General features: G+C 74.5%; 13 protein-coding genes and 1 tRNA gene. 4 read left to right on the plus strand and 10 right to left on the minus strand.

Annotated elements, in window-relative coordinates; translation table 11 throughout:
- The first annotated feature begins 1 nt into the window (after nucleotide 1).
- The 4 genes from ACFVS8_RS06290 to ACFVS8_RS06305 all read left to right on the plus strand — a co-directional run bounded on the left by ACFVS8_RS06290 (nucleotide 2) and on the right by ACFVS8_RS06305 (nucleotide 4,260).
- A complete protein-coding gene (locus ACFVS8_RS06290) occupies nucleotides 2–1,105 on the plus strand; it encodes a FecCD family ABC transporter permease (protein ID WP_387059051.1) in 1,104 nt (367 codons plus the stop codon).
- Nucleotides 1,105–2,196, plus strand: a complete 1,092-nt coding sequence (locus ACFVS8_RS06295; protein WP_387059054.1) for a FecCD family ABC transporter permease — start codon at nucleotides 1,105–1,107, stop codon at nucleotides 2,194–2,196. The genes ACFVS8_RS06290 and ACFVS8_RS06295 overlap by 1 nt, the downstream gene beginning before the upstream one ends.
- Nucleotides 2,193–3,143 carry an ABC transporter ATP-binding protein gene (locus tag ACFVS8_RS06300; protein WP_387059057.1) on the plus strand — a complete coding sequence of 317 codons (951 nt, stop codon included), beginning with the start codon at nucleotides 2,193–2,195 and terminating at the stop codon, nucleotides 3,141–3,143. Before ACFVS8_RS06295 ends, ACFVS8_RS06300 begins: the two co-directional genes overlap by 4 nt.
- An 85-nt stretch (nucleotides 3,144–3,228) precedes the next feature.
- The gene (locus ACFVS8_RS06305) at nucleotides 3,229–4,260 is read left to right on the plus strand and encodes an iron-siderophore ABC transporter substrate-binding protein (RefSeq protein WP_387059059.1); all 1,032 of its coding nucleotides are present in this window, start codon (nucleotides 3,229–3,231) and stop codon (nucleotides 4,258–4,260) included.
- Between the two features lie 109 nt (nucleotides 4,261–4,369).
- Here the strand turns inward: ACFVS8_RS06305 and ACFVS8_RS06310 are convergent, their stop codons facing one another.
- The 10 genes from ACFVS8_RS06310 to ACFVS8_RS06355 form a co-directional block, all read right to left on the minus strand.
- Nucleotides 4,370–4,777, minus strand: coding sequence for a Fe-S oxidoreductase (locus ACFVS8_RS06310; protein WP_387059061.1), 408 nt, complete (start codon nucleotides 4,775–4,777; stop codon nucleotides 4,370–4,372).
- Nucleotides 4,774–6,363: a dihydrolipoyl dehydrogenase family protein gene (locus ACFVS8_RS06315; protein ID WP_387059064.1), complete on the minus strand. Its 1,590-nt coding sequence runs from the start codon at nucleotides 6,361–6,363 to the stop codon at nucleotides 4,774–4,776. Before ACFVS8_RS06315 ends, ACFVS8_RS06310 begins: the two co-directional genes overlap by 4 nt.
- 159 nt (nucleotides 6,364–6,522) lie before the next feature.
- Nucleotides 6,523–7,413 (minus strand): arginase family protein, encoded by an 891-nt coding sequence (locus ACFVS8_RS06320; protein ID WP_387059067.1) that lies wholly within the window; start codon nucleotides 7,411–7,413, stop codon nucleotides 6,523–6,525.
- 113 nt (nucleotides 7,414–7,526) lie between these two features.
- Complete coding sequence (locus ACFVS8_RS06325) at nucleotides 7,527–8,261, minus strand: PspA/IM30 family protein (protein WP_387059070.1); 735 nt, start codon at nucleotides 8,259–8,261, stop codon at nucleotides 7,527–7,529.
- A 111-nt stretch (nucleotides 8,262–8,372) separates the two neighbouring features.
- On the minus strand, nucleotides 8,373–10,409 hold the full coding sequence (locus ACFVS8_RS06330) for a TPM domain-containing protein (protein ID WP_387059072.1): 2,037 nt from the start codon (nucleotides 10,407–10,409) through the stop codon (nucleotides 8,373–8,375).
- An 87-nt stretch (nucleotides 10,410–10,496) separates the two neighbouring features.
- Entirely contained in the window at nucleotides 10,497–11,360 is an 864-nt protein-coding gene (locus ACFVS8_RS06335) for a hypothetical protein (RefSeq protein ID WP_387059074.1), read from the minus strand.
- A complete protein-coding gene (locus tag ACFVS8_RS06340; protein WP_387059077.1) occupies nucleotides 11,350–11,895 on the minus strand; it encodes a sigma-70 family RNA polymerase sigma factor in 546 nt (181 codons plus the stop codon). Before ACFVS8_RS06340 ends, ACFVS8_RS06335 begins: the two co-directional genes overlap by 11 nt.
- 97 nt (nucleotides 11,896–11,992) lie before the next feature.
- Nucleotides 11,993–12,065 (minus strand) — tRNA-Arg (locus tag ACFVS8_RS06345).
- Between the two features lie 35 nt (nucleotides 12,066–12,100).
- On the minus strand, nucleotides 12,101–13,294 hold the full coding sequence (locus tag ACFVS8_RS06350) for an ROK family protein (RefSeq protein ID WP_387059080.1): 1,194 nt from the start codon (nucleotides 13,292–13,294) through the stop codon (nucleotides 12,101–12,103).
- A 30-nt stretch (nucleotides 13,295–13,324) separates the two neighbouring features.
- Nucleotides 13,325–13,972: an iron ABC transporter ATP-binding protein gene (locus tag ACFVS8_RS06355; RefSeq protein ID WP_387059083.1), complete on the minus strand. Its 648-nt coding sequence runs from the start codon at nucleotides 13,970–13,972 to the stop codon at nucleotides 13,325–13,327.
- Nucleotides 13,973–14,000 lie beyond the last annotated feature (28 nt).

Here is a 14,000-nt window from a genome sequence, read left to right on the forward strand (position 1 = left end):
CATGCCCGTCGACGACGCCGTGCGGCCCGCCGACGCGGGCGCCACCACGGCTGCGACCCCGGCGGCCGACCCGGTCGACCCGGTCGGCGCCGCGCCCGGGCGGCGGCGCACCCGTCGCGTCGGGAGCGGACGCGCGATCGCCGTGCTCGTCGGCAGCGCACTCGCACTCCTCGTGGTCGTCGCGGCGAGCCTCGCCCTCGGCGTCCGCTCGATCGACCCCGGCGTCGTCTGGCAGGCGATCATCGGGCCCGACCCCGCGAACGCCGACCACAACGTCGTGTGGCAGCTGCGCGTGCCGCGCACCGTCATCGGCCTGCTCGCCGGTGTGGCCCTGGGGCTCGCAGGCACGCTCATCCAGGGGGTCACGCGCAACCCCATCGCCGACCCCGGCCTGCTCGGCCTCAACTCGGGCGCCTCGCTCGCGGTCGTGCTCTGCATCGCGCTCCTCGGCGTCAGCTCGCCGCTCGGCTACATCTGGTTCGCGTTCGCCGGCGCCGCCGCCGCGGCCGCGATCGTGTTCTCGCTCGGGCGCGGCAGGCCGGTGCGGCTCGCCCTCGTCGGCGCGGCCGTGACCGCCTTCATCACCCCGCTCATCGCCCTCGTGCTGCTGCGCGACACCGAGACGTTCAACCAGTACCGGTTCTGGGCCGTCGGCTCGCTGACCGGTCGGGGGCTCGACGTCGCGGCCGTCCTCTGGCCGTTCATCGCGGTGGGCGCCGTCGTCGCCTTCATGCTCGCGAACCGCCTCAACCTGATCGCCCTCGGCGACGACGTGGCGAACGCGCTCGGACAGCGGGTCGGCACGACCCGTGCGGTGTCGGGCATCGCCCTCGTGCTGCTCTGCGGCACCGCGACGGCGCTCGCCGGACCCATCGCGCTCGTGGGCCTCGTCGTGCCGCACGCGGCCCGTCGCCTCGTCGGGTCCGACTACCGGTGGATCATGCCGACCGCGCTGCTGTTCGGGCCGATCATGCTGCTCGCGGCCGACGTCATCGGCCGCCTCATCGTGCCGAACGCCGAGCTCGAGGCCGGCGTCGTCACGGCCTTCCTCGGTGCGCCCGTGCTCATCGCGATCGCCCGCAGCCGGAACGTGGCGGGCCTCTGATGACGACGGCCGACCTCACGAAGACCCCGATGCCCCCGGCCGGGGCCTCAGCTCCGACCGCCGACGACGTCCGCCTCCTCGTGGGCTCCGTGCGACGACGCAACCGGCGGCGACTGATCACGACCCTGGCGATCGGCACGGCGCTCGCGCTCGTCTTCGCCCTCATCGCGATCTCGTCGGGCGCGGCGAGCGTCGCGCCCGATCGCGTGCTCGCGACCCTGTTCGGCCAGGGCGATCGCACGGAGCAGCTCGTGGTGTTCAAGCTCCGTCTGCCGCGGATCCTCGCGGCGGTCTTCGTCGGCGCGGCGTTCGGCCTCGCGGGCGCCGTGTTCCAGGCCGTGCTGCGCAACCCGCTCGCGAGCCCCGACATCCTCGGCGTCTCGACCGGTGCGAGCCTCGGCGCGGTGTGGGCGATCCTCGGACTCGGACTCGCCGGTGCCGTGGTGTCGGGCTTCGCGCTCGCCGGCGCGCTCCTGGTGGCGTTCGTCATCTGTGCGGCCGCGTGGCGCCAGGGCCTGCACGGGGTGCGCTTCGTGCTCGTCGGCGTCGGCCTCGCGTACGTCTGCGGCTCGCTCATCGCCTGGCAGCTCGCGCGCGCCGAGGTGCGGCAGGCTCAGGCCGCGCTGCTCTGGACGGTCGGCAGCGTCTCCGACGTGCGCGGCGACGCGCTCACCCTGCTCATCGCCGGGGTCCTGGTCGGATGCCTCCTCGTCGCCGTGTTCGCGAAGGGGCTGCCGGTGCTGGCGCTCGGCGACGACCACGCGAGCTCGCTCGGCGTGCGCACGAACGTGCGCCGCGGCATCCTGCTGCTCATCGCGGTGCTGCTCATCGCGGTCGCGACCTCGGTCGCGGGGCCGATCGCCTTCGTCGCGCTGATCGCCCCGGCCATCGCCAGGCGGCTCGTCGACGACGGGGGAGCGGCGCTCGCGGCCTCGGTCATGACCGGCGCCGTGCTCACCCTCGGCGCCGACGTGGTCGGCCAGTTCGCCCTGCCCCAGTTCACCGCGCCGGTCGGCATCGTGACCGGCCTCATCGGTGCTCCGTACATGCTGTGGCTGCTCGCCCGCTCCGAGAGAAAGGCCAGCGCATGACCGCCTCCGTGCCGGCATCCGTTCCGTCGACCGCGACCGCGACCGCCGCCGTGACCGCGACCGGGACCGCCGCCGACGGGCTCGCCGCAGTCGGCGTCGGCCTCGGCTACGACGGGCGCCGCGTCATCGACGGACTCGACCTCGTGATCCCGACGGGTCGCATCACGGCCATCGTGGGCCCCAACGCGTGCGGCAAGTCGACCCTGCTCCGCGGGTTCGCCCGGCTGCACCAGCTCGACGCCGGGCGCGTCACGCTCGACGGCCGCGACGTGGCCGCGATGCCGCGCCGCGAGCTCGCACGCCGCATCGGCGTGCTGCCGCAGTCGTCGATCGCCCCCGACGGCGTGCGGGTGGCCGAGCTGGTGGGCCGCGGCCGCTACCCCCACCAGGGCTGGTTCGGCCGGCACTCGAGCGACGACGACCGGTTCGTGGCCGAGGCGCTCGCCGCGACCGGCATCGCCGACCTCGCCGACCGCCGGCTCGAGGAGCTGTCGGGCGGCCAGCGCCAGCGCGTCTGGATCGCCATGGTGCTCGCGCAGCAGACCGACATCGTGCTGCTCGACGAGCCGACGACCTACCTCGACGTGACGCACCAGCTCGAGCTGCTCGACCTGCTCACCCAACTGAACCGCGAGCGCGGCACGACGGTGGTGATGGTGCTGCACGAGCTCAACCTCGCGGCGCGCTACGCCGACCACCTCGTCGTCATGTCGGCGGGGGCGATCATCGCCGAGGGGCGGCCGGGCGACATCCTGACGCCCGAGACCGTGCAGCGCGCGTTCGCCCTCGAGGCCTCGGTGATCCCCGACCCGGTCGCCGGGTCGCCGATGATCGTGCCGGTCGGGCGGTTCCACACGGCGGCGCTCGGAGCCGCCGCGTCCGCGTCAACGTCGGCGCCTGCGCCGGGGCCCGACGCGTCGGAAGAGCCGCCCGCCGCCGAATCGTGACGCGTCCGTGACCGGTCGGGTTCGCCCCGCTGGTGCACTTAGGTTAGCCTTTCCTTATCCCCACACACCGAACGAGGAGTTCTCCGTGCGTCTTCGACGTCCGCTCATCGCCCTGGCCGGCATCGCCGCCACGGCCCTGACCCTGACCGCCTGCGCCTCGGGCACGACCGACGAGCCCACCGCGGCATCCGACTCGGCCGTCGGCACCGGCTTCCCGATCACGATCGAGCACGCCTTCGGTGAGACCGTCGTCGAGCAGGCGCCCGAGCGCGTCGCCACCTGGGGCTGGGGCTCGACCGAGGCCGCGATCGCCGTCGGCGTCTACCCCGTGGCGGTCGCCGAGCAGAGCTGGACCGTCGGCGAGGGCAACCTCCTGCCGTGGGTCGAGGCGGCCTACGACGACGCCGGCGTCGAACACCCCGTCGTGATCAACGACGACGAGGGCGGCGCGACCATCCCCTACGAGGAGTTCATCGAGGCCGCGCCCGACCTCATCGTCGCCCCGTACTCGGGCCTCACCGAGGAGCAGTACGACACGCTCAGCGACATCGCCCCCGTCGTCGCCTACCCCGAGGCCGCCTGGACCACCGACTGGGACGACACGATCTCGATCACCGCGAAGGCGCTCGGCCGTGAGGCCGAGGGCGAGCAGGTGCTCGCCGACATCGACGACACCCTCGCCGAGCAGGCCGCCGCGCACCCCGAGTTCGAGGGCAAGACGGTCGCCGGCATCTGGGACGGCGACGGCCTCGTCTACGTCTACACCGGCGCAGACCCGCGCATCGGCATCCTCACCGAGCTCGGCCTCGAGGTCGCCCCGAGCGTCGCAGAGCTCGACACGAGCGACGGCGGCTTCTTCTACGAGCTGAGCTACGAGCAGCTCGACAAGCTCGACGCCGATGTCATCGTCAACTACTCGTCCGACGAGGCGACGGCGGCGACCCTGCTCACGAAGCCCGAGACGCAGGCGATCCCCGCCGTCAAGGCGGGTCGCGTGGCGCAGGTCTACGACCCCATCACGGTGTCGTCGGTCTCGCCGCCCACCGCGCTGAGCTTCACCTGGCCGGCGGGCATGCCCGCGCTCGTGGACTCGCTCGCCGCGGCGCTCGCCGAGTAGTCGCGCAGGCTGTCGAAGGCCGGTGCTCCCAGTCGGGGCGCCGGCCTTCGTCGTCGGTGCACGGCGAGCGGATGCCCCGGGCACGGCCGCCCGCGACCGCGTACGTCGCTCAGGCCGCCCGCCCCGCGGCATCCGATCGTCGTCGTCGCTTCGGCAGGTAGCCGCCCGCCTCGAGCCCGGCCTCGATCTCGAACCGGTTCCTCAGCGGATCGCGCCCCGCGAGCAGGTAGAGCACGGGCAGCAGCATGCCGTACTTCAGCCACTGCTGCTTGTGCACGGCCTCGTGCCCGAGCACCGTGTCGGAGTCGTTGCGGTTCGTGAGGTAGCAGGCGCCGACGCACGAGCCGCCGCGGCCGAAGGTCCAGCCGGGCATGCCGGTGAACACGAGCAGGCCGTGGCGGCGCTCCACGCGCCCGGTGCTCCAGAGCGTGCCCCAGACGAACCCGACGCAGGTCGCCCACCAGAACCCGGCCCGGCTGATCGGTGAATCGGTCAGGCGGAGGGTCCGCCGGCTCATGCGGTCGCCTCGGGCCGGCCGAGCTCCTCGAGCAGCCGCAGCCAGATCTCGCTCACGGTCGGGAACGCGGGCACGGCGTGCCAGAGGCGGTCGACCGGCACCTCGCCGACGATCGCGACGGTCGCCGCGTGCAGCAGCTCGGCGACGTCCTGTCCGGTGAAGGTGGCGCCCACGACCGTGCCTCGCTCGTCGTCGACCACGAGCTTCGCCCGACCGTCCGCGCCGTCGGCGAGGATGCCCGTGCCGCTCGCCGACGTCATCGCGACCTCGGCGGTGCGCACCCGACGGCCCGACCGCACGGCCTGGGCCTCGGTGAGTCCCACGGCGACCGCCTCAGGTTCGGCGAACACCACCTGCGGGACGGCGACGTGATCGGCGGTGGCGACGTGCACGCCCCAGTCGGCGAGATCGACCGGATGCCCCGTGGCACGGGCCGCGACGAGGTCGCCGACCGCGCGACCCTGATACTTGCCCTGATGGGTCAGCAGCGCCCGGTGGTTCACGTCGCCCGCGGCGTAGAGCCACGGCGGGGCCGCTTCGGCGTCGGAGGCGCCGCCGGAGCCGTCGGAGGCCACCTCGACGCCCTCGACGCCCTCGACGCCCTCGACGCCCTCGACCCTGAGGCTGTCGTCGACGCGCAGCCAGTCGCCCGGCACGAGCCCGACCGTCTCGAGCCCGATGGCGTCGGTGCGCGGCTTGCGCCCGGTCGCGACGAGCACCTCGTCGGCGGACACGGTGCTGCCGTCGTCGAGCGTCAGCACGACCTCGCCGCCGTCGGTGCGTTCGACCGCTGTCGCCTGCACCCCGGTGCGCACGGTGGCACCCAGGCCGCGCAGGCCCTCGGCCACGGCGTCGCCGACGAAGGGCTCCATGCCGCCGAGGAGGCTGCTGCGCGCGAGCACCGTGACCTCGGTGCCGAATCCGGCGTAGGCGGTGGCCATCTCGCACGCGACCACGCCGCCGCCGATGATCGCGAGCCTGCGGGGAACGCGTTCGACGCTGGTGGCCTCCCGGCTGGTCCACGGGGCAGACTCGGCCAGACCCGGGATCGGCGGGATCACCGGGTCGCTGCCGGTCGCCACCACGACGGCATGGCGTGCGACGAGCGTCACGGCGCCGGCGGCCGTGCCCGCGTCGGAGCCTCCTGCGCCGTCGGCCGTGCCCGCGTCGGAGCCTCCTGCGCCGTCGGCATCGTCGAGACCGTCGTCGTGCGCGATGACGACGCGGCGCGCGCCGTCGAGCCGGCCGTGGCCGCGCTCGAGCCCGATGCCCGCGCCCTCGAGCCATTCGACCGCGCCGTGGTCGCTCCAGTCCGACACCCAGTAGTCGCGTCGGCGCAGCACCGCCTCGACGTCGAGGCCGCCGGTGACCGCGTCGGCGGCACCGGGCACGCGCTTGGCGGCGCGCAGGGCGGCGGCGCTGCGCAGCAGCACCTTCGAGGGCACGCACGCCCAGTACGAGCACTCGCCGCCGACGAGCTCGTGCTCGACCACCACCACGTCGAGTCCGGCGGCGCGCACCCGGTCGGCGACGTTCTCGCCCACCGGCCCCGCCCCGAGTACGACGACGTCGACTTCGCGTTGCATCGGTCTCCTCTCGCACCCGCGGGTGCGGGCCAGTGGCCCAAGCCTAGGCAGCGGGGAGCGCCGGGGGCACCCCTTGCGCTCCGGCGGGTCCGATGCCAGTGGCGCCGGTGCGAACGCGGGTGGGCCGTCTGCGGCCTCCGGCCTCGGGCCGGCCCTCGGTCAGCGCGATGCGGAAGCGGATGCCGCGGGGTCGCCGGCGCGGCCCTCGGCGGGCGCACCGCTCGCGAGCGCTCCGAGCAGTCGCAGGATCGTCGGCAGGTCGTCGTCGGCGGCCTCGGGGGAGCTGGGCGCGAATCCGGTGATCGCGGCCCCGGCCAACGGGAACCGCTCGACCACGGCCTTCACGAGCGCCACCAGCGTCGTGGCATCCACGCCGAACGGCATGGGGTACGAGAGGCCGGCCAGCGCCGACGGATCGAGCACGTCGAGGTCGATGTGCACGAACACCCGCGAGGCGCCCGTGGCCTCGAGCGAGGCGATGACCACGGTGGGGTCGGAGAGGTCCTCGACGGTGAGCACGTCGATGCCGTGCTCCTCGATGAACCGGTGCTCCTCTGCGTCGATCGCGCGCACGCCGCCGAGCACGAGCCGGTTCGGGGCGACCCGGCTGTCGTCGTCGAGCGCGAGGCCGTCGGCCCCGTCGCCCGCGATGTGCCGGAGCGCCATGCCGCCGAATCCGCCGGAGGGCGACGAGTCGGGGGTGTTCAGGTCGGGATGCGCGTCGAGCCAGAGCACCGCCAGCTCGCCGCTCCAGCGCTTGGACGCGTGCGCGACCCCCGGCAGGGCGACCCCGCAGTCGCCGCCCACGGTGATCGCGGTGCCGGCGATGCCCGCGAGGGCCTCCTCGGTGCGCTCGCGCGTGCGCCGCACGGCGCTGTAGCGGCGGATGCCCGTGCCGAGCGCCTCGCCCGCCTCGATCGGCACGTCGACGCTCACCGTCGCGGCGGCGGGGAGGTCGCCGAGGATCGCCGCGGCGCCGTCGGCGAGGCTCATCGCGCGGGAGGAGACGGAGCCCTGCCAGAGCGGGACGACGACGAAGGTAGCGGGCATGAGCCCAGTATCGCGCGATCGACTCGGGCTGCGCGACCGGCACGGGCCGGAACGACCGCGGCGGGGTCGATCGCAGACGCGACCGACCCCGCCGTGGACGGGTCGTGCGGAGGTCAGCCCGAGATCGCTCCCTGGCTGCCGCCGGCCTTGAGCGCGGCCAGGCGGGCGTCGACCTCGGTCAGCTCGCCGAGGTCGTCGAGCTCGTTGAACTGGGCGTCGAGGCTCGATGCGGCGAGCTCGGCCTGTCCGCGGACGACGGCCTCCTCGCGACGGATCTTGTCCTCGAAGCGACCGAGCTCGCTCGTGGGGTCGAGGATGTCGATCGACTTGACGGCGTCGTGCACCTGGCGCTGCGCCTCGGCGGTCTTGGCGCGCGCGAGCAGCTCGGACCGCTTGTTCTTCAGCTGGACCAGCTTCTCCTTCATGCCGTTCAGGCCGGACTTCAGCTGCTCGACGACCTGGGTCTGCGAGGCGATCTGCGGTTCGGCGGCCTTGGCCTCGTTCTCGGAGGAGATCTGGCGGCCGAGCGCGACCTTGGCGAGGTTGTCGAACTTGTCGGCCCCGGCGGCGTCGCCGGAGGCGCGCAGTTCGTCGCCCTTGCGGCTTGCGGCGATCGCCTTCTCGCCCCAGGTGCGGGCGGCCTCGACGTCTTCGCGGTGGTCGTCCTCGAGCAGGCGCAGGTTGCCGATGGTCTCGGCGATCGCGGCCTCGGCGTCGGCGATGCTGTTGGTGAAGTCGCGCACCATCTGGTCGAGCATCTTCTGCGGGTCTTCGGCCTGGTCGATGAGCGCGTTGATGTTCGCGCGCAGGAGGGTCGAGATCCTCCCGAAGATGGACTGCTTGGTCATGGTGGTTCCTTTCGTCAGGTGATCGTCAGGTACTGCACGTGTTGCCCGGTTCGCCGGCGGCGACCGAGTGCGGGATGCCGCGCCGGTCGTCCGTCTCGTGGCGCTGGTGGTTCAGAATCGGCCCCCGCTCCCGCGTCGGCCTCGCGTCGAGCTGCCGCCGAAGCTGCCGGCCGAGCGGCCGCCGCCGGACCTGCCGCCGCCCGAGCCGCCGAATCCGCCGAACCCGCCGCCCGAGCCGCCGAAGCCGCCGGACCCGCCGGAGCGACCGCGGCCGCCGCCGAGCATCGAGTCGATGAGGATGCCGCCGAGCACGGCTCCCATGAGGTCGCCGCCCGACCCGCCTCGCGACCCGCCGCCGGCCGCGCCGGCGCCCATGCCGCCGAACCCGCCGCCGAAGCCCTCGACATCGTTGCGTGCGAGCGAGAGGGCCTCCGCGGCGAGCCGCTCGGCGCGCTGCGCCGATTCGACGGCGGGCGACGGGTCGGCGGCGGTCTGGGCCTGCTGGAGCAGCTGGGCCGCCGAGGCGAGCCGTGTGCGGGCCTCGGTGCCGACCGCGCCGCGTCGCGCCACGAGGTAGTCCTCGGCCGTCTGCACCTGCGCACGTGCGCTGCCGATGGCGCGTTCGCGGAGCGCGTCGGCCCTGGCCGCTTGCTCTGCTGCGGCGCGCGCCCCGGCGATGACGGCGTCGATCTCCTGGTTCGCCTGCGTCAGCCTCGCGACGGCGGCGAGCGGGTCGCGTCGGGCTGCGCCCGCACCCGCGCGCAGCTCGGCCGCGGCGGTGGCCGTGCGCTCGGCGGTCTGCGCGGCGTCGCCGCCGAGGGCGCGGGCGGCGACCACGTCGGCCTCGAGGTCGGCGACGCCGGCCTCGACGGCGCGATCGGCCTGCGCGAGGTCGGCGGCGAGCCGCTCGACGGCGGCGGTCAGCAGCGCCGCCTGGTCGGCGGACTCCTCGGCGGCGCGGATCGCGACGGCCGCATCCGCCGTCTCCGAGGCCGTGACGGCGGTGCGCGCCCGCGCGAGCGCCTCCGTCGCGAACGCGATGCGCGAGGTCGCCTGGGTCGGGTTGTCGGCCACGGCCGCGAGCGCCGACGCCGCATAGGTCTCGCCGAGTGCGCGCAGCCGCTCGGCGGCCGGCGCGACGGCGGCCTCCGCGGTCGCGGCCTCCGCGGCGACGCGCTCGAGCTCGGCCGGCGCGTTGCGCTCGAGGTCGCGAAGCGCGTCGAACGCCTCGGCCTGCGCGTCGAGGAGGGCGTCGGCCTCGCCCGTGAGGCGGATGATGCCCTCGTAGGCGGCACGCCGGTCGGCATCGGAGTCGGGCGTGTCGTCGTCGAGGCGCTGCTGCAGGCCGAACGCGTCGGCGACCTTCGCCTTCGCCTCGGCGAGCGCCGCGCGGAACGCGGAGGTGGCGTCGTCGCCGTAGGAGGCGGTGGCGAAGCCGAGCTCCTCCTCGCTGGTCTTCATGGCGTCGTCGGCCTGCACGAGCGCCGAGCCCGCGGTGCGGCGCAGGTCGTCGAGCGGAACAGGGGGAGCACCGGACGGGCCGCTGCCCTGGCCACCCGTCGTGCGGGAGCGCTTGGAACGCCGCGAGAGCACGATCGCGATGACGGCGACGATCGCGGCGGCCGCCACGAGGAACCAGACCCAGCCCCAGCCGGAACCCCCCGAGCCGGAGCCGCCCGTGTCGAGCGCCTCGGCCGCGGCGATCGCGGCGCCGGCCCAATCGCCGTCGACGAGCTCTGGCTCGATCTCCTCGAGGCTGATGCGCTGGATCTCCTCGGCGGAGACCTGCGCGTTGTCGGCGGCAGACAGGTAGTAGGCGCGGCCGTCGACGGCGACGGCGAGCAGGTAGTCCTCGTCGCCCATGTTGTTGGCGACCGCGGTGTCGTTCGCCCAGGTGTCGGCCTGCGCGGGGCTCTCGAACTCGCTCACGTACGCCACGAAGAGCTGCCGCCCGGTGTCGTCGGCGGTGCGCTCGATGGCGGCGAGCACGTCGTCGGTGCGGCCGTCGAGCGCTCCGACGGTGTCGACGATCGGGCTCTGCCCGAACTCGACGGGCGTCTCGGCCCACGCCGGGGCGACCCCCGCGAGGGCGAGCACGATGCCGAGCGCGCTCGCGATGATCGCCGGACTACGACGGTTCGACGTCATGCACCAATGCCTTCCAGACCCCGGGAACGGACCGGATCCGAGTCTATGGGCCCCCGGTGACGTCGTCCATGCCGCGGCGCTGCGCTCTCAGCGGACGGTCAGCGGGGCGGTCGGGGAGACCACGAGGATCGCCTCGTCACCGGTGGAGGCGACGAACGGCACCACCGCCGAGAGGTCGTACGAACCGGGGGCGAGCGGCGGCAGCGAGGCGGCGATGGTGCCGTCCTGCTCGTCGGCCGAGGTGCAGGATGCCGCGGTGAACCGTCCGTCGAGGTCGACGTGCTCGCCCGGCGCGAGGCGCACGGGCACGAGCGCGTCGCCGATCGAGAGCGCCGGGTGCCACACGGTGGTCCCGGCATCCGAGACCGTGATCGACGGTGCCGCGCGAACCGAGCCCTCGACGACCGTCGTGCCCGTGTTGGCCACGCGCACCCGGACGACGCCCTGGGCGCCGGGCGCGACCGGGTCGGTCGGCTCGAGCACCGTCGCCGTGAGCGGGCTCGTCGAGGTCTCGGTGGCGCGGGCGACCGGCTCGCCGCAGCGGTTCAGGGCGTCGGGGGAGACCACCAGGCCGTCGGTGCCGAATTGGTCGCCGTCCTGCGGCGCGACGAACTCCGGCGCCTGCCCCTGCGCCTCGCCGCCGTCGGCGGGGACAGAGGCGGACTCGGAGGCTGACTCGGCGGGGGCGGACGCGGACTCGGCGCTCGACCCCGCGGTCGTCGAGACGTCCCCGAGCGATGCGACGCCGAACGCGAGCGCACCGACGACCAGGAGGCCCGAGACCGACGCCGTGACGCCGATCACGGCCCGACGACGTCGGTGCCGCCGCGCCCGGCTGCCGCGGAGCACGGCGTCGAGGTCGACGGGGCGGCCGCCCGCGGCATCCGCCTCGCGGGCGAGCGCCCTCGAGAGGTCGTCGGGATCGAACCGGGGGTCTGGGTCAGGCGACATGATCGCCCTCCGTTCGGGTCGGAGCCGGGCGCGGTGCGGGCGCGTCGGAGGCTCGGATCGAGGAGGAGAGCGCCCGCAGCGCGTCGCTCAGGTAGCGCTTGACGGCACCGGAGCTCAGCCCGAGCGTCGCCGCGACCTGGTCGACCGTGAGGTCCTCGTAGTACCGCAGCACGATGCAGGCGGCCTGACGGGGCGCGAGCGCGCGGATGCGGTGCATGAGGTCGAGCCGCTCGTCGGTGCGCTCCGACTCGGGGTCGGCCGACGCGGGGGCGACCGCGAGGTGGCGCACGCGACGCCAGGTGCTGTCGCGCCGCGACCGGTCGATGACCGCGTTCAGGATGGCCCGGCGCACGTACGCGTCGGCGCGCGGCAGGTCGAGCCGCACGCGCGGGGTGCCGAACGTGCGCACCAGCGCGTCCTGCACGAGGTCGGACGCGTCGTCGGCGTCGCCCGTCAGCAGGAACGCGTAGCGCGTGAGCGCATCACCGCGTTCGGCGACGAGTCTGGTCGCGACGGCGTCCCACGTGCGGGCCAATCGGGGCTCCTCCCGACGGCGGAGGATCCGCCGTCACCTGAAGAGACGAACGAACGACGCGTTTCGTTGGGTGACCGTCGAACGACGACGGGATCTGTGCCCCCGGAGGGATTCGAACCCCCGACCTACGGTACCGGAAACCGGCGCTCTATCCCCTGAGCTACGGAGGCGCACAGCCGTCAACACTAGCACCGTTTGCGCGGGCTCAGACGCGCCCGAGCGCCGCGACCGAGTCGAGCAGTTCCTCGCGCACCCGGCTTCCGAGCAGGCTCCGCGCCCCGCGCAGCACGGCGTCGCCCTCGACGCTCGTCGCGCGCACCTCGGGGTACCAGCGGCTGATGCGTCGGATGCCGCCCGCCACCGCCTGCGCGAAGGCGTCGCCGCCGAGGTTGGCGGTCGGGCCGGCGAGCACGATCAGCCGTGGATCGAGCGTCGCGATGACGGGGAGCGCGATGTGGGCGACGCGCTCGGCGAGGTCGTCGAAGACCGCCCGGCGCGCGTCGTCGGCACCGGGATCGGCGAGCGCCTCGCGTGCGGCGTGGAACCCGTCGGCGTCGATGCCGTGCCGCTGGGCGAGGAGGGCGACCGCGCGGCCGCCCACGAGGTCCTGGACGGTGCGCGCGGCGGGGTCGAGCGCGCTCGCCTCGCTCGAGACGGGGAGGAACCCGATCTCGCCGGCGCCGCCGTAGGAGCCCCGGTGCAGGTCGCCCGCCACGTCGAACGAGGCGCCGACGCCGTTGCCGAGCCAGAGCAGCGCGAACACGTCGCCGCCGACGGCGGCGCCGAACTCGCGCTCGGCGAGGGCGGCCAGGTTGACGTCGTTCTCGATGAGCACGGTGCGTCCGAGGTCGTCCTCGAGGATCGTGCGGAGCCCGCGCACCGGCCATCCGGGCAGGGTCTCGCTGAAGAGCTCGCCGCCCGCCCCCGGGTCGACGTACCCGGGGATCCCGAGGCACACCGTGTGCACCGCGTCGGGGGAGGTGCCCGCGGCCTCGCTCGCCGCGTCGATGGCCCGACGCACCTCCTCGACGGCCGAGCGGGCGGTGGGGTCGCGCGGGAGCGGCATTCGCACGACCGGCCGGTCGGTGCCTGCGGCGTCGACGACGGTCGCCCGGAGCTCGAAGGCGTCGAGGTCGAGCGCGACGCCCACGCGCCGGTCGGTGCGGGCGGCGTACACGACGGCGGCGCGCCCGGCGGACCCCGCGAGCAGGCCCTGCTCCTCGACGGCGCCGAGCTGCAGCAGGCGGCTCATCATCTGCGACGCGGTCGGCTTGGAGACGCCGACGAGCTCGCAGATGCGGTTGCGCGTGAGCGGACCGTGGTCGAGCAGCACCGAGAGGCCCGCCCGGTCGTTGACGGCCCCCAGCCAGGACGGGGTACCGGGCGTGTTGGCCGCCATGCGTCGCTCCTCTGCGGGTCGGGTTGCGGGTCAGCTCGTCGGCAGGTTCGAGATCACGGCCTCGACGAGTCCCTGCGCGTCGCCGGGCTCGAAGAAGTCGGTCGAGTCGAGCACGACCCAGTAGTCGCCGGTGAACACCTGCACCTGGCCGTGGCTGCCGCCCTGTTCGAAGTAGCCCGAGACCTCGGGCGGGGTGCCGTACGTGGGCACGGCGTTGCTGCTCGTCGCGGCGTCGTTCGCGTAGCCGGTGAGCGCGTCGGCGGAGGGCGTCGCCACGGCCACCTCGACGAGTTCGCCGCTCGTCTGGTTCAGGTAGCCGCACGCGGTGCCCGCGGCATCCGTCGCCACCGTCACGACCGTGGCCGCCTCGGGCTCGTAGTCGGGCGCGGCGCCGAAGTTCGGGTTGAACGCGTACAGCTGGTCGGGCGTGACCAGCGCGTCGCAGGCGATCTCGAAGGGCGTCGGCGGTTCGACGGTCTCGACGGGCGAGGGCTCCGTCGTCGCACCGGGTTCGGTCGCCGCCGGTGCCCCCGACGCACCGGGCTCCGCCGTCGTGCTCGGGTCTGCGCCGGAGGGGCTGCACCCCGCCAGCAGCGCCACGGATGCCGCGACGAGCAGCGTCGTTCCGAGCGCGGAACGGAGTCGGCGGGCGGGCTGGAGCACGGCAGGGCGGGGCATGGACAGACTGTACAACGTCGAACGGTAG

It is taken from the genome of Agromyces sp. NPDC058110, from assembly GCF_042884735.1.
GTDB lineage: Bacteria > Actinomycetota > Actinomycetes > Actinomycetales > Microbacteriaceae > Agromyces.